Here is a 24,048-nt window from a genome sequence, read left to right on the forward strand (position 1 = left end):
GTTAGTCGGTCAGGCAAACCGGCGCGCCCGCGTTATGGAAGGCAGGCGCGATTCTCGGTGAATCCGATGGATTCCCCGGGTCATCCTGATTTGTGGATTGCTTTCAATGCAGTCTTTAGGGGACTGCAAGCGCGTGCACGTGGTACACGCCCGTTCAGTCTAGTCGCTGCCGGCAATGGGGGTCAAAGCGGAAGCGGGCCAGGGCCGCGGCCGCTTAGAAGTGGGTCAGGCAGTGCGTGGGCCGCTCCACAGCGAACATCTGCTGTGCTTTGAAGGCTGCGCCGGGAGTCATCCCGCAGACCGCACCTGCCGCCTTGAGCGTGACGGGGTTGATTCCGCCGAGGTAGATGGAGGACAGTGCCGAGACGTCCAGTGCCAGGTCAGCTTCCTCCCCTGCTGGAACGCGTTCGACGGCGGCCTGGCCGCCCTTGACGTCCAGCGCGAACCTTCCAGCGGTGAGGCCCAGCGGGTCCCCCACCTCGAAGACCAGACGCCCGTCGGCCGGGTAGTGCCGGGCCGCCAGCGCCTGCGGAACGTCGAGGATCCGGAGCCAGAGCATGTCCCGGCTGTCCGAGGCGTCGATGCAGCGGGGGTCAGCCAGCGCCCAGGCCAGGGGATCGTCCACCGGGGCTTCGTTCCAGGACACGCGTTCGACGAGGTCGATGGCAGCGAGATATTGCCAGAGTTCCAGGTAGGCGTGGTCCGTGGCTGCCAGGAGGTCCACCACCTCCACCGTTGCGGGCGTTGTATCCCAGCCGGCGAACTTGTAGGAGACGTAACCGTCCACGCGGCCGTCCGGCCCGTAGTGGAGCGCCGCCTTGATGGCGGGATCCTCCTTGCCGTCGCGGCCGATGGAGCCGGACGCCAGCTGCCGGTACCATTCCTGGCGGCCGAGGGAGCCGGGCGTGTGGCGGTGCACCCGGTCGAAGACCTTGGGGGCAACGTCGAGCAGGACTTTCGGGTCCGCCACCTCCACGGTCCCGGTGGCCTGGTGGCGCAGGTTGAACCTGGCCGTGGTGTCCACCTTGACGGTGCGCTCCAGGCTGGCGACGCCGTAGCCGAACCGTCCGTAGATGCTTCCCTCGGAGGCGGTGAGGGCGGCCACTGCGATGCCGTCTTCCCTGGCTGCCGCCAGGTCCTCGCTCATCATCCGGCGCAGCAGGCCGCGCCGGCGGTGGGAGGTCCTGACGGTCACCGCGGTGACCATCTGGGCTTCAAGCATCCGCCCGTAGCCGATGTTGAGGGTTTTCCGCAACGTCCCGAACGTGGCCACGGGCACCTCGGCCGGGAGTGAGTGCTCCGCCGGCGTTCCCGTCTGGTAGGCCCCCGTGAAGACCCTGCCATCCGCCGCGTAGGTGGCCATTGAACGCGCCACGTGCTCGGGGGTACGCGTGGAGTCGTGGAACCCGAAGGCGACCGCCCGGGCCCAGGCCGCCGCTTCGGCGTAGCCCTCACTGCCTTCGGAGACGGCCGGAATGCGCCGGATTTCATAGTTTCCGCTCAGATCACCCATTTACCCGAGCCTAGTTAGGAATCCGGCGCCTGACCAGCAAAAAGCTGCAGCGAGGCGGCCAGCTCCGCAGGGGGCCTAGTGGCCGGCGTCGTACCAGCTGGGCCCGACGCCGATCTGGACTTCCAGGGGGACGCTGAGGTCCGCCGCAGCAGCCATCTGGTCGGTCACCAGCTTCTCTACGGCAGCCCGCTCCCCCGCAGCCACCTCCAGGACCAGTTCGTCGTGGACCTGGAGCAGCATCCGCGACTTCAGGCCCTGCGCCTGGAGCTCGGCGTGGACGCCGAGCATGGCCCGCTTGATGATGTCAGCGGCCGAGCCCTGGATGGGGCTGTTCAGTGCAATGCGCTCGGCGTTCTCACGCAGCTGGCGGTCGGTGCTGGTGAGGTCCGGCAGGTAGCGCCGCCGTCCCTCGATGGTGGCCGTGTACCCATCAACCCTGGCCTGGTCCACCACACCACGGAGGTAGTCGCGGACGGCCCCGAAGCGGTCGAAGTAGTCCTTCATGAGGGTGCGGGCCTCATCAACGGAAATTTCCAGCTGTTTGGACAGGCCGAAGGAGGTCAGTCCGTACGCTAGGCCGTAGGACATGGCCTTGACCTTCGAGCGCATGGCACTGGTGACCTGGTCCGTGGGGACGTGGAAGATGTTGGAGCCGACGAACCGGTGCAGGTCCTCGCCGTCCTTGTACGCCTGGATCAGGCCCGCGTCACCGGACAGATGCGCCATGATGCGCATTTCGATCTGTGAGTAGTCGGCGGACAGGAGGCATTCGTAGCCGTCGCTGACCACAAAGATGCCGCGGACCCGGCGGCCTTCCTCACTGCGGATCGGGATGTTCTGCAGGTTGGGGTTGTTGGAGGAGATCCGGCCGGTGGCGGCGACATTTTGGGCGTAGGTGGTGTGGATGCGGCCGTCCTCCGCCACGGACTTCTTCAGTGACTCGATCATCTGGCGCAGCTTGGCGGCCTCGCGGTGCGCCATGAGCTGGACCAGGAACTCGTGCCCCGTCTTTTCGAGGAGGTTCTTCAGCGAGGCGGCGTCAGTGGTGTAGCCGGACTTGATTTTCTTGGTCTTGGGCAGCTGCAGTTCGTCGAACAGCACGGTCTGCAGCTGTTTTGGCGAGCCCAGGTTGACCTCGTGTCCAATGGCGGCGAAGGCCTGTTCCTGGGCCTGGTCGATCACCCTGGCGAGGTCGGAAAGCTGGTCGTCCATCTTGTCCATGTCGATGGCAATGCCCGCAAGCTCCATGTCGGCCAGGACGCGGCTGACCGGCAGCTCAAGGGTGGACAGCAGTTCCTCTGCCTTGCGCTCCTTGAGTTCGTCCTCGAAGTAGCGGCTCAGGGCCAGCACCACGGCGCCGGCCTGTACCAGGGAATCGGCTGCAGCGGTGTCCTCGCCGTCGAAGGACAGCTCCAGCTGCCCCGCTTTCGCCGTGGCGGCAGGGATTCCCACGTTGAGGTGGTGCTGGGCGAGCTCAGCAAGTTCGTAGCTGCGGCGGTCCGGCTGGATCAGGTAGCCGGAAATGGAGGTGTCGTCCACCACGCCCTCCAACTCCAGGCCGCGGGCCGTCAGTGCCTTAAGTGCACCTTTGAAGCCGTGAATCACCTTGGGCGCTTCGGGATCCCGCAGCCATGCGGCGAGCACGTTTTCGGTTTCCGCGTCCTGACCTGCGAGGTCCAGAAATACCGCGGCGTCACTGCGGACGATGGCCAGCGCGGCAGCGTCCTCTCCGATCCGGCCCGGGACGAGGTCGACGGCGAGGGCTGACCGCTGGCCGGAGCCTGCAGCCAGGAAGGCGGCCAGTTCGGCCGCACCAGCCGGGGCGGCGTAGTGCGGGGTGTCGATGCTTTCGCGTTCAGCGGCCGGGGTGTCAGCATCGCGGTAGAGGGCGAACAGGCGGCCACGGATGGCCTTGAACTCAAGCTGGTCGAACAGGTCCTCAATGGCCGCCTGGTCCGGGCGCGGCTGGTAGAGGTCCTCGAGCGTGACGGGGAGGCTGAGGTCGGTGTGGAGCTGGTTCAGCCGGCGGTTGCGCTTGACGGCGTCGACGTTCTCCCGCAGGGCGTCGCCCACCTTGCCGCCGATGGAGTCAAGGTGCTCCAGGACGCCTTCCAGGCCCCCGTACTGGTTGATCCATTTCGCCGCCGTCTTGGGACCGACGCCGGGCACGCCGGGAAGATTGTCCGCCGTCTCCCCCACGAGGGCCGCGAGGTCGGAGTACCGGGACGGGGGAACGAAATACTTCGCTTCGATGGCGGCTGCGTCCATCCGCGGGATGTCGCTGACGCCCTTCTTGGGGTAGAGCACGAAGACGTTGTCCGTGACGAGCTGGAACGCGTCCCGGTCTCCGGAGACGAGCAAGACCTCGAACCCGGCTTTCTCGCCCATGGCAGCAAGGGTGGCCAGGATGTCGTCGGCCTCATAGCCGGGCATCTTGATGGTCTTGATGCCCCAGGCCTCCATGACCTGGCCGATGAGGTCGATCTGGCCGCTCATCTCGCGGGGGGTTTCGTTCCGGCCGCCCTTGTACTCGCTGTACTCGGTCTTCCGGTGGGTGGATTCATCGGAGACGTCGAACGCCACGGCGATGTGCGTGGGCTGCTGCTCCTTGATGAGGTTGATCAGCATGGAGATGAAGCCGTGGATGGCGTTGGTGTGCTGGCCGTTGGAGGTGGAGAACTTGTCCGCCGGCAGGGCGAAGAATGCGCGGAAGGCCATGGAGTGCCCGTCCAGGACCAGCAACCGCGGCTGGCCGGTAATGGGAATGACGGGCGCTTCCGTAGCTGAAACAGACCCACCGGCGGCGGGGGTGGCGCTCTTCGCAGCAGGCTTTGGGGCGGCGGACGGGCGCTGCACGGCGGCCCCCTCATCAATGGCCTGGGACGGGAAGGGAGCCGGTTTGGTTGTTTCACTCACAGGTGCCAGCCTAGTTGCCATGACAGACAATTTCACGCCGGGCGCTTTCGCCGAAGAGCTGGCAGCTGCCGGAATTCCCGACCACATGCACGGCTGGCTGGGCAGGTTCGGCGTCGGCGCCCTGGTGGTGAAGATGGGCATCCATTTCCTGGAAATGAGCCCGGAACACACCGTTGCCACCATGCCCGTCGAGGGCAACACCCAGGTGGCGGGGATCCTGCACGGCGGGGCGCACGTGGTGCTGGCAGAAACCCTGGGTTCCTTCGCCGCAGGAATGCACGCAGGTCCTGGCCGGCACGCCGTGGGCATCGAGGTCAACGCCACTCACCACCGGTCCATCGCGGAGGGCATGGTGACCGGCACCTGCAGTGCCATCCATTTGGGGCGGACCCTGACCACGCACGAGGTGGTCATGACCGACAGCCGGGGACGGCGCCTTTCCACGGCCCGGATCACCAACATGCTCCGGGACAACTCCGGCTGAGGTATGCCGGGCAGGACGCCTGGCTCAGGGCTGTGGGCCCGGGACCGCGGGCAGCAGGTAGCGCAACTCGACGATGCCCCTGCCCAGGGTGCGCGAGCCAGCCAGCTCAAGTGGCGGCGTCGGGCCCTTCATCGGCAGCAGACGCTTGCCCTCGCCCAGCACCACCGGGATGACGGAGAGGATGATCTCATCCAGCAGGCCGGCGTCGGCGAACTGTGCCGCCAGGTTCCCGCCGCCCACCACCCAGATGTTCCTGTCCCCGGCGGCGTGCCGGAAGTCCGCAATGAATTCCTGGATGCCCCCGCGGACGAAGGTGATGTCCGCACCATCCGGGGCGCGGTATTCGTGGTGGGTGAAGACGTAGCTGGGTGTGCCCGGGTACGGCCACTTGCCCGGCTCGTGCTCCATCAGCCAGGCGAACGTTTCCCCGCCCATGACGATGCAGCCCACGCCGGACATGAAGTCGTTGTAGCTGTCCGCCCCGCCCTCGAAGCCGTCGAACTGCAGCAGCCAGCCGAGGTCGTCAGTGGTGGTGGCGATGAAGCCGTCAAGGGACGCGGCCACAAAGTATTGGATACGCGGCATGGCCCTAGCCTAGCTATCGGCCTGCGCGCTGCCCAGACCCCGGCCAGCGGGAGAGTGCTACTTGGAGAAGTAGGGGATGATCAGGTACAGCCCCACCAGGACAGCGACGCCGCACAGGCCGAAACACATGTAGGCGAGGGACCGCTTCACTCCGGGGGACGTCTGCTGCGCGTCAGCGGCAATGGCCGTCAGCCGGACGCCAAGTGAGTAGAGGGTCACCACTGTGGCGGCGGATATGAGGGTGGCGCCGGCAACGGTCAGGAGTTCCAACCACTTCATCGCCGATTCTCCTTGGTGTTGTTTGCTTTTGCTTCGGCTCTGGCTTTTGCCTCGGCCCTGGCTTTCGCCTTGGCCTCGGCCCGGGCCTTCTTCTTGGCGAACCGGACCGCCTGGCCCGCCTCCTCCACCTCAACGGCGTTCTGGTGGCTCACGGAAGACTTGCGTGAGTAGAAGAACATGAACAGGATGGCGGCGCTGCCTGCGACGGCGGCAATGAGGATGCCCACGGCGCCGGTCTTCACCAGGAGCGCTGTCAGGGCGCCGACAACGCCGGCGGCCGGCAGGGTAAAGAGCCACCCCAGCGCGATCCTGCCCACCATGTTCCAGCGGACGGTGGTCCCGCGGCGTCCCATTCCGGAGCCGATCACTGAACCGGACGCCACCTGCGTGGTGGACAGGGCGAAGCCAAGGTGCGAAGAGGCGAGGATGGCGGACGCAGTGCTTGTCTCGGCCGCGAAGCCCTGGGCCGGCTTGACTTCCGTCAGGCCCGAACCCATGGTGCGGATGATGCGCCAGCCGCCGGAATAAGTGCCGATGGCGATGGCGAGGGCGCAGGCGGAGATGACCCAGAACTGGGGACCGGAACCGGGCGCCTGGCTTCCGGCGGCGATCAGGACCAGCGTGATGATGCCCATGGTCTTCTGGGCGTCGTTGGTCCCGTGCGCCAGGGCCACCAGGCTGGACGTGAAGACCTGGCCGTTGCGGAAGCCGCCGCGCTTCTGGGTGAGCTTGCTGCCCGTCTCGGGGTCGTGCCGGGAGGTGAGGGCATAGGCCAGGCGGGTGCAGACATAGGCGGCAACGCCCGCGATCAGCGGTGCGAAGACGGCCGGGAGAATGACCTTCTGGAGCAGCGTCTCAAGGTTGACTGAGCTGAATCCTGCGCCGACGATTGCCGCGCCGATCAGTCCGCCAAAAAGTGCGTGGGATGAACTGGACGGCAAACCCTTCAGCCAGGTGATCATGTTCCACAGGACGGCTCCCATCAGCCCGGCGAAGATGATGTCCGGGGTAATCTGTACGCCGTCGGATCCCTCCCGGATGATGCCGCCGGAGATTGTCTTGGCCACTTCGGTGGACAGGAACGCGCCCACGAGGTTCAGGATTGCTGCCAATGCCACCGCAGTCTTGGGCTTGATGGCCCCCGTCGCGATGGGCGTTGCCATGGCGTTCGCGGTGTCGTGGAAACCGTTCGTGAAGTCGAAAAATAGTGCCAGTGCGATGACCAGCGCCACCATGAAGGTGATATCCACCTGTTGCCCAATCTGCAGAGACGACGTTCAGCAGTTTCTCTTACCAGGCTGCCTTGCACAGCATAGTTCACCAGCTGTTTGCGTGGAATGACTTACGGTGACGGCACAACCGGCGGGAAACCCTATCGATCGTACGCGTCCCCGGCATGAGGTCAAAACACGGGCTGGGCCAGGAAAGACCGGAGCCGGTTCAGTTCCGCAGGCGTTATTCCGTGCCGGGGATGTGGTGAGACGGTAAGGACCCGGCGGCCCAGGATCCGTGCCCACTGCTGCGCCTCAGCCTCGAAAGCCAGCTGGTCGTCCACCCATGCGAACGCGCCCGGCCCCGTGTTTTCGACGTCCGCCTGGATGGCACGCAGCTTCCACCAGCCGGTCCCGCTACCGGGGCCCACCGCGGCGAGGTACGGCCAGTCCGTGCCGACAAGGCCGACGGCGGGGCACAGGTATTGGGGCGCCAGCTCCTCCCAGCTGGTAAGCCAGACACAACGGAGACCGGGCGTGCGGGCCAGGGCATTGAGCCCGGCCACGAGCTCGGCTGCGAAGGCCACGGGCAACAGTCCGGCCTCGGCGCGCTGCCAGGCCGAACCCCAGCCGGTGGTTCCCTCCGGTCCGAACGGACAAACCACCCCGTCCACGTCCAAATAGAGCGTGCGTGCCATGCCGCCCCTGCAGGGGTTCAGCCTTGGTGTAACTGGGGCGGCCGCGGTCCGGAGTCCAGTTCGGGCGCGATTTTCCCTTCTAGAACCGCCAGGGTGACGTCGGGCAGGACGATGAGGCCGTCCAGTTCACGCCGCGCCCGCTTGTAGGCAGCCTGCCGTTCGGCCGGGGTGGCGGCGTCGTTCTCGGCGATCATGAGCAGCTTCCGGGCCGTGGCCAGCCGTTCGCGTTCAGGTCCGCTGAACCTGCTGTCCCTGACGCGCCGGGCTTCGCGCTCGGCCACGTCAAGCGCCACCGCGAAGTTGTTGACCACTTGCCGGTAGGCCTTCAGGCCGGACACGGACCGGAGGTCTGCGGCGGAGGCAGGACGCTGGCCGTCCGCTTCCCGCTTGGCGCGAAGGAAGGCCACAGTGAGCGGTTCGCGGACGTCGGTCATCATGGGGAAGTCGATGAGCTTGCCCACATCGAGCTCATAGTCCAGCCACCGCCGATTGGTGGCGTCATGGGTCGCCATCAGCGCCTGCACCTCGGCTATGGACGCCATCTCGGCTTCCCGCGCCTCGTTCCTGAGTTTGTACAGTTCAACCCGGCGCCGGTGCCGGCGTTCGCCGGCCAGCCGCCATCCCCCGGCCCAGCGGCCGGCCACCGCCATCAGCGGAAATACCATCCACCATTTGTCGGAGAGAAACTCCATGAGTGGGCTCACCAGTTAATCCTCGCAGTGGCGGGGCCCGGCCTCAAGGAGCGAGCGAAGATCGGCAGCATGGCCGGCAGGGGCCCCGGACGTCAGGTCGCCGGCGTTGCCTGGGCGGCGTTGACATTGACCAGCCAGGAAACACCAAACCGGTCGGTGCACATGCCAAAGACATCGCCCCACGGCGCCTTTTCCATGGGGACAGTCACCGCTCCCCCGTCGGCGCTCAGCTTCTGATAGTAGCCGCGAAGCTCCACCTCAACCTCGCCGCTGAGGGAAATGGAAATGGAGGAGCCCGGATGGTATTCCATGCCGTTGGGGGTGTCGGCACCCATGAGCACCAGGCCCTGTGTGGTGGTCAGCATGGCGTGCATGATCTTCTCCGCTTCCGCGGGGTCCTCGCTGGCCTGGAACTCGCCGAAGGTGCTGAGCGTCAGTTCGCCGCCGAACACGGACTGGTAGAAATTCATTGCCTCACGGGCATTGTCGCGGAAGCTGATGTAGGGATTGAGGACTGTTGGCATGCAGCGTCTCCTTTTCAGGGGCCGGAACCGCACCGGCCGGAATGGGGCAGACAACATCCTGCCCCATGAGACTCCGGCCCGGTAGGGGGACACTCCCCTGCCCATCCCCTGGGAACAGGGTGCGGTGCGGCCCACGGGAACGTAGGCTCGGGGCATGGCCCGATTCTTTGATGTCCACCCCCACGACCCCCAGCCCCGCGCGATTGCGCAGGCAGTGAAAATCATCCGCGACGGCGGCCTGATCGCCTACCCCACGGACTCCTGCTACGCCCTGGGCGCGCAGATGGGCAACCGTGAGGCCCTGGACCGGATCAGGAGCATCCGCCACCTGGACAGCAAGCACCACTTCACCCTGGTCTGCCGGGACTTCGCGCAGCTGGGGCAGTTCGTGAACATCGGCAATGACGTTTTCCGCAGCATCAAGGCCGTCACCCCCGGCAGCTACACCTTCATCCTGCCTGCCACAAAGGAGGTCCCCAAGCGGCTGCTCCATCCCAAGAAGAAGACCGTGGGGGTGCGCATCCCGGACAACCGGGTGGTGCAGGCGCTGTTGGCTGAACTGGGCGAGCCGCTGCTGTCCAGCACGCTGCTGCTGCCGGATGAGGAGGAACCGCTGACCGTGGGCTGGGAGATCAAGGAGCGGCTGGACCACCAGGTGGACGCCGTGATTGACGCCGGGGACTGCGGCGCCGAGCCCACCACCGTGGTGGATTTCTCCAGCGGGACGGCTGAAATTGTCCGCCGTGGCATGGGCGATCCGGCAAGGTTCGAATAACCGCGGCCCGCGCGCAGCCCGTCGCGGGGCACTTTGCCGCCGGCCGCCGTCGTGCATTACGACGGCGGCCGGCGTGTCCGTGTCGATCTGCCCCTTTGCGGCGTTGCGGCTCAGTCCTGCTTGCGCGCCCTGCTGGGCTGCACCCGGGGCGGTTCGCCCGGCATCTTGGGGTAGTCGGGCGGGAAGGGCAGCTCGCCCAGGCCGGCCTTGCAGTCGCGGTCCCACCACTCCAGCAGCGTATCGATGGTGCCGGGGCTGGTATTGAAGTCGGCCCAGGGGTCCCCCAGGGTTTTCAGCCGGTCCGGGACGGTGAGGATGGTGAAGTTCGTCGGATCCGCCTGCTCCAGCTCGTCCCAGGTGATGGGGCATGAGACGGGGGCATGCGGGAGGGCCCGCGGGCTGTATGCGCCGGCGATGGTGCGGTCCCGGTTGGCCTGGTTGAAGTCCAGGAACACGCGACTGCCCCGTTCTTCCTTCCACCAGGCGGTGGTCACCTTGTCCGGGATGCGGCGTTCCACCTCCCTTGCAGCGGCGATCACGGCGTGGCGCACATCCAGGAATTCGCGGGTGGGCTCGATGGGCGCGTAGACATGGAGCCCGCGGTTTCCGGAGGTCTTGATGAAGCAGGTGAGCCCTGCCTCGGCGAGGACCTCCTTCAGCACCAGGGCGGCCGGGACGGCGTCGTCGAAGTCGGTGCCTGGCTGAGGGTCCAGGTCGATGCGCAGCTGGTCGGGGTTGTCCGTGTTCCCGGCGCGCGACGGCCAGGGGTGGAACACCACCGTGTTCATCTGGACGGCCCAGACGGCGGCCGCCGGCTCGTCGAACACCAGTTGCGGGTGGGACCGTGCGCTGGGGTAGACCACTTTGACGGAACGGATGAAGTCCGGTGTGCCTTTCGGCGGGTTCTTGGAGAAGAACATCTCACCTTCGATGTTGCCGGAATACCGCTGGAGTGACACGGGCCGTTCGCCGTTGGCGGCGATGAACGCCTCCCCCACGTCGCAGATGTAGTTCGCCAGGTCCAGCTTGGTCAGGCCCAGGTCCGGCCAGAGGACGCGGCCGGGACTGGAAATGCGCATCTCCCGCGGTCCGTGGGGACCCTGGACCGTGATGGTGGTCTGTTCACTCGCCATGGGGACAACCTACACCCGGCACCCTTCCGGGACCGGAACATCCGGCAGGGCTGGGGCATGATGGACACATGCCGGCATCCGACCAACTCCTCACCGTCACCGCAGGTGACGCCGCCTTTTCCGCCGTATACGCCCGCCCCGCGGATCCCACCGCAACGGTCGTGGTGGCGCACGGCGCAGGGGCCGGCAGGGAGCACCCGTTCCTCCGCGGTTTCAGCGATGCCTTGAACAGCCTGGGCCTGGCCACCCTGCGCTTCAACTTCCCGTATATGGAGGCAGGACGGAAGTTCCCTGACCGCCCTCCCGGGGCCATTGCCGCCTGGCGGGCGGCCATGGACACTGCCCGTGGACAGGCGGCAGCCAATCATGACCGCGGCCCCGTGTGGGCGGCAGGCAAGTCGTTCGGGGGAAGGATGGCGTCCATGGCCGTGGCGGACGGCATGGATGCTGCAGGCCTTGTTTACCTGGGCTACCCGCTGCATGCTCCCGGCAAGCCGGAGAAGTTGCGGGACGAACACCTGTACGGGCTTGCCGTGCCCATGCTGTTCCTGCAGGGAACCCGGGACACGTTTGCCACTTCCGGCATCCTGGCGGACGTCGTGTCCCGGATCGGCCCCAATGCCGTGCTGCAGTGGGTGGAGGGCGGCGACCATTCGTTTGCGGTGGCAGGAAAGAAGCGGCCCGCCGACGAGGTGGGCGCATCAATGTCCGTCCCCGTGGCCGAATTCATTGCTGCCCGCTCCTGATCCCCAGCACGCCTCCACCGCCGGGCCGCGTCCGGGCGCTGCTGTTACTTGCGCTGCTTGGTGCGTGAGGTAGCCGGGGCCGACCACGGATCCTCGGGCCACGGATGCTTGGGGTAGCGGCCCCGCATTTCGGCGCGGACCTGGGTGTACGGCCCGGACCAGAATGACGTCAGGTCATTGGTGACGGCGAGGGGGCGGCGGGCCGGGGAGAGCAGATGGAACAGGACCGGTACGCGGCCGCCAACAAGACGCGGGGATTCGGCCAGGCCGAAGCACTCCTGCAGTTTTACCGCCACCACGGGAGCTGCGGCGCCGCCGCCGGGCTCCGGGTAGTCGATCCGCACCCTGGAACCGCTGGGCACCTCAAGAACTTCCGGAGCCAGCTCGTCCAGCCGCACCGCTTCGGGCCATGGCAGCAGGCGGCGCAGCGGCTGGCCAAGGTCAAGCGACGTGACGGGCTTGCCGGCGGCGAGCTCCTCCAGCTCAGGCCCCAACCACTCATCCAGCCGCGCCAGCAGGGCGGCGTCCGACACATCAGGCCAGGGCGCTCCCAGCTCACGATGCAGGAAAGCGAGCCGTCGCCGGAAGGCGGACGCCGCCGTCGACCAGGCCAGGGCCTCGAGCCCCCCGGACTGCAGCGCCGCCGCCACAGCCCTCCTGCCCTGACCCGGCGTTGGCCGGACCGGCGTGGCGGACAGCACGATGGCCCCCAGCCGCCTGGTCCTCCGCGCGCTGACCCGGCCCCCGCTGAATTCCGCGTCCACTGTGTCAGCCTGCAGGTGTGCCGCTGCCATTTCGGCCGTCGCAGCGGAAAGCGGCGCCGCAGCGCGGATCACGGCGCCGGTGCCGGCGGCGTCCCGGCCTTCCGCCCGGGACACCTCGGCCACGGCCAGCCATTCCTCGCCGGACAAGGTGCTGCCCGAGGGCAGGCCCCGCCCTGGTGCCGGAGGTCAGCAGGTACTGCCCTGCGCCCCCGCTGCCGGGGACGCGGCGGGCCACCCGGTCAGGAAAGGCGAGGGCGACGACGGCGCCTACAGCTTCGCCGCCGGCAGCAGGCAGGACGGAGCCGGCCCCCGCACCGGCCTCTTGCCGCCGGGCAAGCGCGGCCAGCCGCCTGGCCTCCTCCGCCCAGCGGCGTCCCGCCGGGCCACGGTCCGCACGGAGCTGGGACAGGAGGCGGGGCAGGTCAGCTCCCGGAGCACGGTGGTCCCCGGACAGTGCGGCGACCACCTCGGCGGGAAGCTCCTGGCCAAAGGAGGCGCCGCCGTCGAGCAAGGCCCGGGCCAGCCGTGGATCGGCGGGTATCGCTGCAAGGGCGCGTCCTGTCTTCGTCACCTTGCCGTCGCCGGACACGGCCCCCAACTCCCGAAGCACCTCGATGGCGTCCTCCATGGCCACGCGGGGCGGCGCATCGGGCAGAGCCAGCCCGTTTCCACCAGGCGCACCCCAGCAGGCGAGGGTGAGCGCGGCGCCGGTCAGGTCCGCGACGCTTATTTCCGGCGTCAGGTGCGCCGGAGCGGCCCCGTATGCCTGCTGCGGATAGCAGCGGACCACTGTCCCCGGTCCTTGCCGGGCGGCGCGGCCCGCCCGCTGGTCGGCGGACGCCCGGGAACAGGAAACGGTCACCAGCCCGCTCATGCCCCGGCCTGAATCCCGGCGCGGCTCCCGGGCCATCCCGGAGTCGATGACCAGCCGGACGCCAGGCACCGTGAGGGAGGACTCGGCAAGATCCGTGGAGACGACGATCCGGGGCGGATCCCCGGGGGTCCGCCCAGACACCGCCCTGTCCTGTTCCGCTGCGCCCACTTGGCCGTGAAGTTCCAGGACGTCCACGGCGCCGGCCGCCCGGGTGCGGAGGAGCCCGGCAACGTAGGACACTTCCCTGGCGCCGGGGAGGAAAACGAGTGCATCCACCGAGTTGTCCGCGGCAACGGCGCGGGTGTGGGCGTCCGCCGCGACCGCGGCCACATGGTCCAGGAAGGAGCGGCCCACTCCCCTGGCGTCCAGCCGGGCGGCCGGCGCGGGGAGCCACTGGACTTCCAGGGGATGGTTCACGGAAGGACAGTCCACGACAGGTGCCGGCCCGCCGCCGTCGGAATCCCCCAGCAGGGCGGCGAACCGCGGGGCATCCAGCGTTGCGGACATGGCGACGACGGCCAGGTCGCTCCGGAGCGCACGGACCTCGGCGAGCATCCCGACCAGGAGATCCGTTTCCAGCCCGCGTTCGTGGACTTCGTCCAGCACCACGGCGGCGGTCCCGCCGAGCCCGGGATCGGCCAGCAGGCGGTTCAACAGGATGCCCGGGGTGACAAACTCGACCTTGGTCCCCGGGCCTGCCTGCCGTTCCCCGCGCACCGTGTAGCCCACGCGGCCTCCCGGCCTGCCGCCGTCCAGTGCGGCCAAGCGGCGCGCAGCGGCCCGCGCGGCAACCCGCCGCGGCTGCGTGACAACGACGCGCCCGTGCCGGCCGTACAGATCCGCCAGCAGCGGCGGGACCAGCGTGGTCTTGCCCGTTCCCGGCGGCGCCTGCACGACCGCCGCGCCCGCCGGGTTTCCGCTGAGCAGCGCGTCCCGCAAAGCAGGAAGGGAACCTGCGAAGGCGAGACCGGCGCCGATGGCCGCCAGGTTGAAGGCGTCGACAGCCGGTGGGCCGTCAGATGAACTCATCCATCCATTCTGCCCTGACGGTGCGGCACCTTCCGGACGGGATCAGGGCTTCCCCTGGCCCTTGTCCCTGCCCTTGTTCTTGTCCTTGGCGTCCTTGGCGTCCTTGGCAGTATCTGCACGCTGTGATCCGGGAACCTCCATGACCGGGGCCGGCGCCGGGGCGGGGACAGCAGCAGGAACGGCCGGTTCCACCGGCGCGGGGACGGGTTGGGTTTGGGCAGTGCCGGCAACGGCGGGCGCCGCCTCGCTGGGTTCAGGTTTTGGGGCGGCGGGCGCCGCGGCAGCGGCCACCCGCCTGGTGATGTCGGACTTCACGGCCGAGACCGCGGTCTCGATGCCGCGGTACCGCGCTGCCGAAAGGCGGCCTGCTGCTGCGGCGTCGCCCAGGTCCTTCTCGAGTGCCTGCAGGGCTGCCAGTGCTCCGTCCATCCTGTTTTCGGCCGCGGCCTGGCTGATGCTCAATACGCGGATCTGGAAGCCGCGGAGGACGTTTTCGTCGTCAGTGGAACGGACACCGGCGGCGCCGGCAACGAGGGCAGCGGCAATGAGGGTGCAGCACAGGACAATGAGTGCATGGGCCCGCCGGCGGCGCGGGGCTGCCGGAGACACCGCCACTGCCCCGGCGGTCAACCCCGGCGCCCTTGTGGGTTCAACCCTATGCGGCATGCCTGCCCCTCATTGGCGCGGGGGCGGTGGAGCGGACGGGCAGCATGGTGACAGTGGCCGGGCTGGCCTCCGGCTGCGCTGACGTGGGCTTCCGGGACTGCGAGGAGGCCCGCGCCAGGAGCATCCGGACTCCTGCCCGCATGAGGGTGGCGATCAATAAGCCGATGCCCACTCCGAGCAGCACATGCCCGGCGAGATAGTGCTGTGCGGCGCCGGGGCCACCCTCTGTGGCGACGGCCGCGCCGCCAACGGTCAGCACCAGTGACAGGGCCGTACCGAAAATTGCGCCCATGGCTCCTGCTCCCATTCCCATTTAATCAGCAAGCTTACTAGTAATGCTCAGCAAGCTTACTACCTGATGGGCCTGAGGCAAGACTTAGGAAGGGTGCGTCGGCGCCGCTTGGGCCCGCCGGCTACACCCGCTGGTCCAAAGCGGCGAGCAGCCGGCGTACGGATCCGCCCAGGTTCCAGTCGGTGGCCAGCTGTTCCAGTTCCCGGCGCCGGTCACCTGTCACCGGTTGCAGCAGCGCGCCCGCCTGGTCAAGGGTGGGCAGCTCCAGGTCCCGCACCAACCGGACGACGGCGGGGGCTGCTTCCAGGTACGCGGCGGCGGCGGCGAGCTTGGCCTGGACAGGTCCGGGCACCCCGCCGCCCGGCTGTTCCGCCGCCGCCAGCAGCCGCTCAAGGGTGCCGTACTTCAGCAGCAGGGAGGCCGCGGTTTTCTCGCCGATGCCGGCTACACCGGGAAGGCCGTCGGAAGCATCCCCGCGCAGGGTTGCATAGTCGGCGTACTGCTGGGGCAGGACCTTGTACTTGGCCACCACGGTTTCCTCCGTGATGACTTCCAGGTTCTTCATGCCGCGGGCTGTGTAAATCACCCGGACCCCGCGCCCGTCATCGCAGACCTGGAAAAGGTCGCGGTCGCCCGTGACGACGTCCACGGGGAAGGCGGCCTGGCTCGCGTAGGTGCCCACGACGTCGTCGGCCTCGTGTTCTGCCGCGCCTACTATGGCGATGCCGGCCAGCTCCAGTACGCGGCGGATCATGGGCAGCTGCGCTTCGAGGCCCTGCGGCACCACTTCCACGTCGGTGCCGCCCGGTACTGCCTGGGCCACGCGGTGGGCCTTGTACGTGGGGAGCAGGTCCACCCGCCACTGGGGCCGCCAGTCGTCGTCCCAGCATGCCACCAGGTGGCTGGCCTGGTAGTCGGTGGTGAGGCGGGCGATCATATCCAGCAGCCCGCGGACGGCGTTGACCGGCGTTCCGTCCGGGTGGCGGATGGTGTCCGGCAAACCGTAGAAGGCACGGAAGTAAAGGGAGGCAGTGTCGAGCAGCATGAGGCGCTGGGGCATACCTTGATCCTGACATGGAATGGGTCATCCGAGCAGCAGGCGGGTCCGGCGCATAAAGCGCCTGCTGATCGGATGCGGCCAACCTGGCCCCTAACCGTTGACCCCGGAAGAGGCATGGGTGAGGATGTGGGAATACCCTTTCCTACCCCCACACCAGGAGTGCCATGCCCACGGAGCCGATCACCATCAATGACAACGGCGCATGGTGCTGGTTCCAGGACGAGCGTGCACTGGTCGATCCCGTGGCCAACACACTGCTGGTCGGTTCAGTGGCCGCGCCGCAGGGCCCCGGCGGCGACAGCAGGGGCGGCAACATCGAAGTCGCTGTCCTGGACCTGGCCACCGGAAACAGCAGGGTTCACGTCCTGCACCGGCAGCTGGAAGCCGATGACCACAATGCCCCTGCCCTGCTGATCAGGCCCGACGGCCGCTACCTGGCCATGTATGCCAAGCACAAGACGGACAACTATTCGCGCTGGCGGATCTCGGTCCGGCCCCACGACGCCTCAGAGTGGGGACCGGAACAGTGTTTCGACTGGACGGAACTTGCAGCCGGACGCGGCGCAACCTACTCCAACCTGCACCGGCTGGACGCCGAGTGCCGGGTTTATAACTTTGTCCGTGCCATCAACGACGACCCCAGCCTGATGGTGTCCGACAACGATGGCACCTCCTGGCGCTACGGCGGCAAACTCTTCACCCGGCCCAAGGTGGGGTACGTGAACGGCTACACCCGTTACTCCGGCAACGGTCAGGACCGGATCGACCTCATCACCACGGACCACCACCCCCGCGACTTCAACAACAGCATCTATCACGGCTACATCCGGGACAACACCCTGCATGACTCCCAGGGGAAGGTGGTTTCCAAGCCGTTGATCGGCTCGCCCGGCATCGACCAGGCGTCCCTGACCACCGTCTTCCGGGCAGGTGCGGAACTGGACGGGGACGTCCTCACGCACGGCTGGACAGTGGACCTTCGGGGCCGGGGAACGGACCTGGCCGCCATTATCAGCTGCCGGGCGAACGACACCAATGGTGTGCTGAGGCGCGAACAGGTGCTCGACGTCGATGATCACCGCCTGCTCTACGCCCGCTTTGACGGGACGCACTGGAGGCTGAACCCGCTCGCCGTCGCCGGCCCTGCCCTGCTGCCGCACGAACAGGACTACACCGGCCTGGGTGCCGTGGACCCCAACGACCTGGACCAGGTGTATGTCTCCACCCCTGTTGATCCCCGGTCCGGTGAGGCCACAGCCCACTATGAGATCTACCGCGGCCGGACCGGGGACGGCGGCGCCACGTGGGAGTGGGAGGCAGTGACCTCCGGTTCCAGGATGGACAACCTCCGGCCGATCGTGGCGCCCGGAGACGCCACGGTCCACGCTGTCTGCTGGTTCCGTGGCAGCATGCGCTCCTCCCAGGCCTACGAAACCGAAGTGGTGGTACTGCGCTGATCCGTCTTGCCCGGAGGCTTCATGGCCTGGTCCCCGGCGGACCGCCAATCACATGGGGGATGTACTCGAGCAGCTGAAGGCGCCCGTCGAACGTCCGGCTTTCCACCAGCTCCAGGGCGACGTCGGGGTAGCCGTCATAGATCCGTTCGCTTCCAGTGCGCCCGGTGATCAGGGGGAAGACAACCAGCCGGAACCGGTCCACCAAGTCCGCGGCCACCAGGGAGCGGCAGAGGCTCAGGCTGCCCAGGGTGCTCAACGGCCCCGCATGGGTCTGCTTCAGCTGCCGGACGGCCTCAATTGCGTCCCCCGCGACGAGTTGGGAGTTCGGCCAGCTGAGGGGTGCCTTCAAGGTTGAGGAAAACACCACCTTGGGAACGGCTGCCAGGCCCGTCAGGGACGCGCCTTCCTCCTCCGAATAGCCGGCAGCCCCGGCCGCGGCGTCCTCAGACATCCCGGACATGAGCCGGTAAGTGTTGGCCCCCATCAGGAACGTATAGTCCTTTCCCGCCTCCTGCTGAAGCCAGGCCAGGTATTCCGGTCCTTCCAGGCCCCACCACCCCGGCCAGCCGTCGCCCGAGGCACAGCCGTCCAGCGTGATGATCAGATCCACCGTCAACTGGGCCATGGCCGATCAGAACCAATCGCCGTCGGCGTAGGCGCTGCGGACGTGGGCGCGCAGGTACTCCCCCACCACCGCGGCGCCAAGGTCGCCCACCTCGGGCGCCACCACCCGGCCGTCCACCCGCCGCGCCATGCGCTGGATGAACCGTTCCAGGCCGGGGTCGTTCCCCAATCGGAAAAAGGTGGTCTGTGCCCCCATGCGGCCAAGGCGGTCCAGTTCGCCGATGGTGGCGCGGATGGTCTCGGCGTCCGGCGGCCAGTTGAACCAGGAGTCCCCGTCGGGCAGCAGGTGCGCCGTGGGTTCGCCGTCCGTGACCACCAGCAGGACAGGCTGCATGGAGGGGTGCTGCCGGAAGAAACGCCCTGCCAGCAACAGGCCGTGATGCAGGTTGGTTCCCTGTTCGCGCAGGGCAGGCAGCGCCGTCAGGTCCCCGATGTCCATGGACTGCGCGTACCGGCCAAACGCAATCAGCTGCAGCCGGTCCCCGCGGAAGCGGGTGGACACCAGATGGTGCAGTGCGAGCGCCGTCCGCTTCATGGGAACCCACCGCCCCTCGGCCGCCATGGAAAAGGAGACATCCACCAGCAGGGCAACCGCGGCCTGGGTCCGGGCCTCCGTCTCCGCTACTTCGATGTCGTCCACGGCCAGCCGCAGCCCGCGGGACGGGTCGCCGCCGTCGGCCATGGTCCGACGGATGGCGTTGGTCATGGTGCGGGTGACGTCCCAGGGCTCCGCATCGCCGAACTCCCACTGCCGGCTGGAACCTGTCTGTTCACCCGCCGCCCCCGCCATCCTGGTTTCCCGGCTGCCCTGCCGCCCGGACAGCCGCCTGGCAGCGTCCCGCAGCAGCGACTTTCCCAGCCGCCGCATGGCCTGCGGGGACAACCGGAGGTCCCCGTCCGCGCCGCGCCGCAAATAGCCGCCGTCCTGCATGGCGCGTTCGATGTCGGCGAGCGTACGGGCACTGACGGCGGCATTTTCGCCAAGCTGGCGCGCGAGGGCATCGAGGTCCAGGTCATCCAGCCGGGAGCCGTTGTAGCTTTGTGAGAGCTGCTCGGACAGTTCGTCAAGCTCCGCGATGTCCTGGAGCACCCCGGTGCCGTCGCCCAGTCCCAGGCCTTCCTGCCCTTCGAATCGTTCCGAGCCTGTCCAGTCCTCCCCTGGCCGCAGTGCCTGCAGTGTGGCGTCCAGCTCGCTGAGCTGGGCCATCAGTTCGGGTGAGCCAAAGGCCTGGGCTGACAGCCTCATCAGCTCATCACGCTGCTCCGGGGACATTGACTGCAGGAGCCGCTGGGCAGCGGCGGCACGCTGGGCCAGGGCATCCACCAGTTCCTCGACCGACTGGGGGTTCTCGGGAAAGTACTGGCCGTGCCTGGCCATGAACTCACGGAAGTCGGCGTCCGTGTCTTCGCCGCGGCGGTGCTTGCCCAGCAGCTCGTTGAGGTCCCGGAGCATCGCGCTCACCGCCTCGCGGTCTTCCTCGGTGGCGCTCTCCAGCGCCTGCTTTATCCCGGCGAACCGCTGTTCAAGGACTTCCCGGCCCAACAGGTCCTTGATCTGTTCGTATGCTTCGCGTGCTGCACTGGATTGCCAGTCGTAGGACGCCAGCTCATTGACGGCCGCGGCCGTGGACGGCGGCAGGTTCTGCAGCTGCATTTCCCGGAAGGCACGGTCCGTGTTGTCCATCATCGCGTCCCGGGCCAGCTGCTTGCGTTCCTCCAGCACCGCGGTGTCCAGGAGTTTCTTCACTTCATCCAGCGTGCCGTCCAGCCGGTGCCGGCTGAGCAGCTCGCGCCGCCGCTGCTGCACGCGCCTGGCAAGGTCGTCCAGGCCGTCGCGGTTCCGGCCGCCGCGCCGAAGGAACTCCTGAAGGGCGTGGCGCGGCGAGTAGCCCGCCATCACGTCCTCGGCGACGGCGTCCAGCGCCTCGGCCAGGTCCACCGGCGGGGCGAGCGGGTCCGGTCCGCCGGTGTACCGGCCGTACCTGGCGGAGCGTTTGTGGATGGCCATGGCGCCTCCTGGTGCTTAGCTGTAAATGGTTTCCTCGTCGTCGGACTCCTTGGAGATCCGGCGGCCGAGGTACAGGCCCTCCAGGGCGAGTTCGACGGCGGCGGCGCGCTGGCCGTCGTTCACCGCACCGAGGCGCCGGCTGATTTCGTCGTAAAGGCCCGAGCCGTTCAGCGACGGGAGGTTGCCGAGGAACTCCTGCGCGGTGACCTGCTCGCCGGTGCTGACGGTCCGGTTCCCGTCCAGGGCGGCCACGAGCGGGCCCATATCCAGGCCCTGGAAGTTCGCCCTGACCGCTTCGGCGGTTGCGGTGCGCAGGAGGTGGTCAAGGACGCCCTGTTCGCGGCCTTCCTCGCCCGATTCGAACTCGATCTTGCCCGTGAGCACCTCCACTGCCGGCTCCAGGTCGATGATCCGGGCCACGGCCTGGTCCTCACCCCGCAGGCTTGCCCGGCGCAGGGCAGCCGCGGCGATGGTTTCAGCCCCGGCGATGGCGAACCGGGCGGAGACGCCGGAGGTCTGGTTGATCGCCGGGGACTGCCGGAGCGCCCGGGTGTAGCGGGCAAGGATCTCCAGGATGAACGGCGGGACGTCGGCCACCAGCCGGCCCTCCTGCCGGATGACCGAGACCTCGTCGTCCAGTTCGATCGGATAGTGCGTCCGGATCTCCGCGCCGAAGCGGTCCTTCAGCGGCGTGATGATCCGGCCGCGGTTGGTGTAGTCCTCCGGGTTGGCCGATGCCACCACCAGCACGTCCAGCGGCAGCCGCAGCACGTAGCCGCGGATCTGGATGTCCCGCTCCTCCATGACGTTGAGCATGGCCACCTGAATGCGTTCGGCAAGGTCCGGCAGTTCGTTGATGGCGATGATGCCGCGGTTGGAGCGCGGGATGAGCCCGTAGTGGATGGTCTCCGGATCCCCCAAGCGGCGGCCTTCGGCCACCCGCATGGGGTCCACGTCGCCGATGAGATCAGCCACCGACGTATCCGGCGTTGCCAGTTTCTCGACGTAACGCTCCGAACGGTGCCGCCATGCGACGCGCAGCCGGTCGCCTTCGGTGACGGCGCGGGCACGGGACTGTTCAGTAATCGGTTCGAACGGATGCTCGTTGAGCTCCGAATCCTCAATCACGGGGGACCATTCGTCCAGCAGCCCGGCCAGGGTGCGGAGCACGCGGGTCTTGCCCTGGCCCCGCTCACCCAGCAGGACAACGTCATGGCCTGCAATCAGTGCCCGCTCAAGCTGCGGAATCACTGTCCTGCCGAAGCCATAGAGACCCGGCCAGGGGTCACGCCCCTCCGCCAGGGCGGCCAGGAGATTGTCGCGGATTTCGTGGCGAAGATCCTTGAGGACATAGCCTGCCGCGCGGAGTTCACCAACGGTGTAGATATCGGGGCGATCAGTCACCCCTCTACGGTAAGCCCGGCTTCGCGGCTAATCGAGGGATTCCTCCAGATTCCCGCCCCTCGCGGCTACCGCTTCGCCGCTCCCCACGCCTCGCAAGCTCGGCACGGGGTCCCCTCGCGGCTACGCTTAGACCCAATGACACAGAGCACGTTGATCCTCCTGGTCCGGCACGGCGAGACGCCCACCACCGGTACAGTCCTGCCTGGCCGGGCCCCGGGACTGCACCTTTCCGAGCGGGGCCGCGCCCAGGCTGACACGGTTTCCCAACGTCTTTCCGGCCTGCCCGTTCAGGCCATCTACTCCTCGCCCCTGGAGCGGGCACGGGAAACCGCGGCACCGTCGGCGGCCCGTGCCGGGCTCACCGTCAGGGAGGAGCCCGGGCTCCTGGAATGCGACTTCGGCGACTGGACCGGTGCCGCGCTCGCCGGCCTGACGGGTTTGCCGGAGTGGCAGACGGTCCAGCACAACCCGTCGGCTTTCCGCTTTCCCAACGGCGAGGGCTTCTCCGGAATGCAGGCCAGGATGGTCGGCACGCTGGAGTCGCTGCGGGCCTCCCACCCGGGTGCCGTCGTCGTCTGTTTCTCCCATGCGGACCCCATCAAGGCGGCCATGGCCCACGCGCTGGGCACCCACCTGGACCTCTTCCAGCGGATAATGATCAGCCCGGCGTCGGTCTCTGCGATCTCCTACACGGACGGACAAGCGCCGGCCGTGCTCACGGTGAATTCGACGTCGGAATCCCTCAGCGGGCTGAGGGCGCCGTGATCCGGCACGTTGTGGCGGGAAGCCTGCGGTGCCCGGGCGGGAGCTGACCCTCCTCACCGAGGGCCGCGTGGAACTGCTGGGCCGGATCATGAGCGGCAGCAATGCCACCTTCCTCGCGGAGCTTTCGTGCGGGGACGACTCCGCCTGGGCAGTCTACAAACCGGTTGCCGGGGAAAGGCCCTTGGCGGATTTCGACGCCGGCCTGCACCGCCGCGAGCGCGCAGCGTATCTGCTCAGCGAAGCACTGGGGTGGGGAATTGTCCCGCCCACGGTGGTGCGATCGGACGCGCCCCTTGGGGAGGGGTCGCTGCAGTGGTTCATCGAGGGCGACCTCCAGGAGCATTACTTCAGCCTGTACGCCGACTCCCCCGAAACGCACCCGGCTCTGGCCCGGATCGCCCTGTTCGACTACGTGGCAAACAATACCGACCGGAAAAGCGGGCACGTGCTGCGCGGCACGGACGGCCATATCTGGGGCATTGACCACGGCCTCTGCTTCTCGGCCGCGTTCAAGCTGCGCACGGTGATCTGGGACTTCGCGGGAGATCCGATTCCTGACGGCCTGCTCGATGACATCAGTCCCCTGGCTGCCGCGGTGCCGCCAGAACTGGCCGAGCTGCTTGACGACGCCGAGGTGGCGGCACTCCAGCGCCGGGTCCAGCGCATGCTGCAGGAAAGGGTGCTTCCCGTGGACCGCACGGGCATGCGCTACCCCTGGCCGCTGGTCTAGGTAGTGAAGTCTAGGCGTCCCGGGTCCGGGTGCCTGGAATTCAGGGGTCCCAGGTTCAGGCGGCGGGCCTGTGCTGGTCCTGGCGCGCTTCCAGAGCGGCTGCGGCCGCCGGTGCGGCCTGCTCAAGGTGCGCACCGATGTGGTCCAGCAGGTAGTGCTGCCCCAGCACTGTGGGGTGGTCGCCGTCCGGGCCAATCAGGTCATCAAAGTCATCGCTGATCCAGCCCTCGGCGATCGCGTCCACGTACTCACCGCCCGCCCGCGCAGTGGCAGTCTTGAGTTGGTCGCTGATATCCAGGAGCCCGGGATCAGGGTCCGTGGTGTACGACGGCGGCCCCACCACAATGATCCTGGCGTCCGGGGCAAGGGCTTCTGCCCGGTCCATGGCGGCCAGGGCCGCGTCGCCGACGTCGGCAGAGGCGTAGCCGAGGTCGTTCTCCGAACCGAAAAAGACCACGATCCCGGTGTCCGGGGTGACGTAATCATCCACCTGGGTGCCGAAGGTTCCGTTGTAGTCCCCCAGGCTGAGGTAACCGCTTCCGTCCTCAGCTGCGTTGACCACCTCAAGGCCCGCCACCTCCGCGTCCGTGCGCATCAACGCCGGCCACGCCTGCTGCGGCGACGTGCCGTGACCGGTGCTCAAAGAGTCCCCCACCACCACAACGCGGACCGGAAGCGTCGCCGTGGGCGGAGGCTGGGTCCGGGCTGCACTTCCCGACGTCACGGCCAGGAGGAGGGCAGCCACACCGGCAGTCACCAGCCGGCCGGGATGCCCGTGCAGCAGCGCGTTGTCCTGCATGGCACCTCCTCCCGCCTGGA

22 protein-coding genes and 1 pseudogene are annotated in these 24,048 nt (G+C 67.9%); 6 read left to right on the forward strand and 17 right to left on the reverse strand.

What is annotated here, in order from left to right:
• Positions 1–214 precede the first annotated feature (214 nt).
• Positions 215–1,513, reverse strand: coding sequence for a GNAT family N-acetyltransferase (locus QF031_RS09810; protein WP_307427254.1), 1,299 nt, complete (start codon positions 1,511–1,513; stop codon positions 215–217).
• A gap of 75 nt (positions 1,514–1,588) precedes the next feature.
• Positions 1,589–4,231, reverse strand: a complete 2,643-nt coding sequence (gene polA / locus QF031_RS09815) for a DNA polymerase I (RefSeq protein WP_307433273.1) — start codon at positions 4,229–4,231, stop codon at positions 1,589–1,591.
• Positions 4,232–4,448: 217 nt separating this feature from the next.
• Here polA and QF031_RS09820 point away from each other — a divergent pair, with 217 nt between their 5' ends.
• Positions 4,449–4,913, forward strand: coding sequence for a hotdog fold thioesterase (locus tag QF031_RS09820; protein WP_307427258.1), 465 nt, complete (start codon positions 4,449–4,451; stop codon positions 4,911–4,913).
• Positions 4,914–4,937: 24 nt separating this feature from the next.
• On the opposite strand, the gene QF031_RS09825 is transcribed toward QF031_RS09820, so the two are convergent.
• The 6 genes from QF031_RS09825 to QF031_RS09850 form a co-directional block, all read right to left on the reverse strand.
• Entirely contained in the window at positions 4,938–5,498 is a 561-nt protein-coding gene (locus tag QF031_RS09825; protein WP_307427261.1) for a dihydrofolate reductase family protein, read from the reverse strand.
• A gap of 57 nt (positions 5,499–5,555) precedes the next feature.
• Positions 5,556–5,777, reverse strand: coding sequence for a hypothetical protein (locus QF031_RS09830; RefSeq protein ID WP_307427264.1), 222 nt, complete (start codon positions 5,775–5,777; stop codon positions 5,556–5,558).
• Positions 5,774–7,027 (reverse strand): inorganic phosphate transporter, encoded by a 1,254-nt coding sequence (locus QF031_RS09835; protein WP_307427267.1) that lies wholly within the window; start codon positions 7,025–7,027, stop codon positions 5,774–5,776. Before QF031_RS09835 ends, QF031_RS09830 begins: the two co-directional genes overlap by 4 nt.
• Before the next feature lie 152 nt (positions 7,028–7,179).
• Positions 7,180–7,686, reverse strand: a complete 507-nt coding sequence (locus tag QF031_RS09840; RefSeq protein WP_307427270.1) for an HAD domain-containing protein — start codon at positions 7,684–7,686, stop codon at positions 7,180–7,182.
• A gap of 17 nt (positions 7,687–7,703) precedes the next feature.
• A complete protein-coding gene (locus QF031_RS09845; RefSeq protein WP_307427274.1) occupies positions 7,704–8,390 on the reverse strand; it encodes a hypothetical protein in 687 nt (228 codons plus the stop codon).
• Positions 8,391–8,470: 80 nt separating this feature from the next.
• On the reverse strand, positions 8,471–8,902 hold the full coding sequence (locus QF031_RS09850) for a VOC family protein (protein ID WP_307427277.1): 432 nt from the start codon (positions 8,900–8,902) through the stop codon (positions 8,471–8,473).
• Positions 8,903–9,056: 154 nt separating this feature from the next.
• Between QF031_RS09850 and QF031_RS09855 the strand changes: the two genes are divergently transcribed.
• The gene (locus QF031_RS09855) at positions 9,057–9,677 is read left to right on the forward strand and encodes an L-threonylcarbamoyladenylate synthase (protein ID WP_307427280.1); all 621 of its coding nucleotides are present in this window, start codon (positions 9,057–9,059) and stop codon (positions 9,675–9,677) included.
• Positions 9,678–9,787: 110 nt separating this feature from the next.
• On the opposite strand, the gene ligD is transcribed toward QF031_RS09855, so the two are convergent.
• Positions 9,788–10,810 (reverse strand): non-homologous end-joining DNA ligase, encoded by a 1,023-nt coding sequence (gene ligD, locus QF031_RS09860; protein ID WP_307427283.1) that lies wholly within the window; start codon positions 10,808–10,810, stop codon positions 9,788–9,790.
• A gap of 68 nt (positions 10,811–10,878) precedes the next feature.
• Here ligD and QF031_RS09865 point away from each other — a divergent pair, with 68 nt between their 5' ends.
• On the forward strand, positions 10,879–11,556 hold the full coding sequence (locus QF031_RS09865) for an alpha/beta hydrolase family protein (RefSeq protein WP_307427288.1): 678 nt from the start codon (positions 10,879–10,881) through the stop codon (positions 11,554–11,556).
• A gap of 44 nt (positions 11,557–11,600) precedes the next feature.
• On the opposite strand, the pseudogene hrpB reads toward QF031_RS09865, so the two are convergent.
• From hrpB to QF031_RS09885, 4 genes and pseudogenes are all read right to left on the reverse strand, one after another.
• A pseudogene (hrpB, locus tag QF031_RS09870) lies at positions 11,601–14,223 on the reverse strand (ATP-dependent helicase HrpB).
• A 42-nt stretch (positions 14,224–14,265) separates the two neighbouring features.
• Positions 14,266–14,853 (reverse strand): hypothetical protein, encoded by a 588-nt coding sequence (locus QF031_RS09875; RefSeq protein ID WP_307427291.1) that lies wholly within the window; start codon positions 14,851–14,853, stop codon positions 14,266–14,268.
• A gap of 25 nt (positions 14,854–14,878) precedes the next feature.
• A complete protein-coding gene (locus QF031_RS09880) occupies positions 14,879–15,181 on the reverse strand; it encodes a hypothetical protein (protein WP_307427295.1) in 303 nt (100 codons plus the stop codon).
• 121 nt (positions 15,182–15,302) lie between these two features.
• A complete protein-coding gene (locus tag QF031_RS09885; RefSeq protein ID WP_307427300.1) occupies positions 15,303–16,241 on the reverse strand; it encodes a 5'-3' exonuclease in 939 nt (312 codons plus the stop codon).
• Positions 16,242–16,405: 164 nt separating this feature from the next.
• Between QF031_RS09885 and QF031_RS09890 the strand changes: the two genes are divergently transcribed.
• A complete protein-coding gene (locus QF031_RS09890) occupies positions 16,406–17,698 on the forward strand; it encodes a BNR-4 repeat-containing protein (protein WP_307427303.1) in 1,293 nt (430 codons plus the stop codon).
• 19 nt (positions 17,699–17,717) lie between these two features.
• On the opposite strand, the gene QF031_RS09895 is transcribed toward QF031_RS09890, so the two are convergent.
• From QF031_RS09895 to QF031_RS09905, 3 genes are read right to left on the reverse strand one after another with little or no spacing between them, the layout of a single operon-like run.
• A complete protein-coding gene (locus tag QF031_RS09895; protein WP_307427305.1) occupies positions 17,718–18,323 on the reverse strand; it encodes a dihydrofolate reductase family protein in 606 nt (201 codons plus the stop codon).
• A gap of 6 nt (positions 18,324–18,329) precedes the next feature.
• On the reverse strand, positions 18,330–20,330 hold the full coding sequence (locus tag QF031_RS09900) for a vWA domain-containing protein (protein ID WP_307427308.1): 2,001 nt from the start codon (positions 20,328–20,330) through the stop codon (positions 18,330–18,332).
• 15 nt (positions 20,331–20,345) lie between these two features.
• Positions 20,346–21,734, reverse strand: coding sequence for a sigma 54-interacting transcriptional regulator (locus tag QF031_RS09905; protein ID WP_307427311.1), 1,389 nt, complete (start codon positions 21,732–21,734; stop codon positions 20,346–20,348).
• A 135-nt stretch (positions 21,735–21,869) separates the two neighbouring features.
• On the opposite strand from QF031_RS09905, the gene QF031_RS09910 reads away from it, so the two are divergent.
• Positions 21,870–22,499 carry an MSMEG_4193 family putative phosphomutase gene (locus QF031_RS09910; RefSeq protein WP_307427314.1) on the forward strand — a complete coding sequence of 210 codons (630 nt, stop codon included), beginning with the start codon at positions 21,870–21,872 and terminating at the stop codon, positions 22,497–22,499.
• Between the two features lie 28 nt (positions 22,500–22,527).
• On the forward strand, positions 22,528–23,229 hold the full coding sequence (locus QF031_RS09915) for an SCO1664 family protein (protein WP_307427317.1): 702 nt from the start codon (positions 22,528–22,530) through the stop codon (positions 23,227–23,229).
• A gap of 55 nt (positions 23,230–23,284) precedes the next feature.
• Here QF031_RS09915 and QF031_RS09920 read toward each other — a convergent pair whose 3' ends face one another.
• Positions 23,285–24,028: an SGNH/GDSL hydrolase family protein gene (locus QF031_RS09920; RefSeq protein ID WP_307427320.1), complete on the reverse strand. Its 744-nt coding sequence runs from the start codon at positions 24,026–24,028 to the stop codon at positions 23,285–23,287.
• Positions 24,029–24,048: the final 20 nt, after the last annotated feature.

Source organism: Pseudarthrobacter defluvii (genome assembly GCF_030816725.1).
GTDB lineage: Bacteria > Actinomycetota > Actinomycetes > Actinomycetales > Micrococcaceae > Arthrobacter > Arthrobacter defluvii_A.

Coding starts and splice junctions, on each gene's coding strand:
- QF031_RS09920 (WP_307427320.1), bottom strand. CDS start 24,028: ATGCAGGACAACGCGCTGCTGCACGGGCATCCCGGCCGGCTGGTGACT.
- QF031_RS09810 (WP_307427254.1), bottom strand. CDS start 1,513: ATGGGTGATCTGAGCGGAAACTATGAAATCCGGCGCATTCCGGCCGTC.
- QF031_RS09910 (WP_307427314.1), top strand. CDS start 21,870: ATGACACAGAGCACGTTGATCCTCCTGGTCCGGCACGGCGAGACGCCC.
- QF031_RS09865 (WP_307427288.1), top strand. CDS start 10,879: ATGCCGGCATCCGACCAACTCCTCACCGTCACCGCAGGTGACGCCGCC.
- ligD (WP_307427283.1), bottom strand. CDS start 10,810: ATGGCGAGTGAACAGACCACCATCACGGTCCAGGGTCCCCACGGACCG.
- QF031_RS09820 (WP_307427258.1), top strand. CDS start 4,449: ATGACAGACAATTTCACGCCGGGCGCTTTCGCCGAAGAGCTGGCAGCT.
- QF031_RS09840 (WP_307427270.1), bottom strand. CDS start 7,686: ATGGCACGCACGCTCTATTTGGACGTGGACGGGGTGGTTTGTCCGTTC.
- QF031_RS09885 (WP_307427300.1), bottom strand. CDS start 16,241: ATGCCCCAGCGCCTCATGCTGCTCGACACTGCCTCCCTTTACTTCCGT.
- QF031_RS09830 (WP_307427264.1), bottom strand. CDS start 5,777: ATGAAGTGGTTGGAACTCCTGACCGTTGCCGGCGCCACCCTCATATCC.
- QF031_RS09850 (WP_307427277.1), bottom strand. CDS start 8,902: ATGCCAACAGTCCTCAATCCCTACATCAGCTTCCGCGACAATGCCCGT.
- QF031_RS09855 (WP_307427280.1), top strand. CDS start 9,057: ATGGCCCGATTCTTTGATGTCCACCCCCACGACCCCCAGCCCCGCGCG.
- QF031_RS09890 (WP_307427303.1), top strand. CDS start 16,406: ATGCCCACGGAGCCGATCACCATCAATGACAACGGCGCATGGTGCTGG.
- QF031_RS09900 (WP_307427308.1), bottom strand. CDS start 20,330: ATGGCCATCCACAAACGCTCCGCCAGGTACGGCCGGTACACCGGCGGA.
- QF031_RS09825 (WP_307427261.1), bottom strand. CDS start 5,498: ATGCCGCGTATCCAATACTTTGTGGCCGCGTCCCTTGACGGCTTCATC.
- QF031_RS09895 (WP_307427305.1), bottom strand. CDS start 18,323: ATGGCCCAGTTGACGGTGGATCTGATCATCACGCTGGACGGCTGTGCC.
- polA (WP_307433273.1), bottom strand. CDS start 4,231: ATGGCCTTCCGCGCATTCTTCGCCCTGCCGGCGGACAAGTTCTCCACC.
- QF031_RS09880 (WP_307427295.1), bottom strand. CDS start 15,181: ATGGGCGCAATTTTCGGTACGGCCCTGTCACTGGTGCTGACCGTTGGC.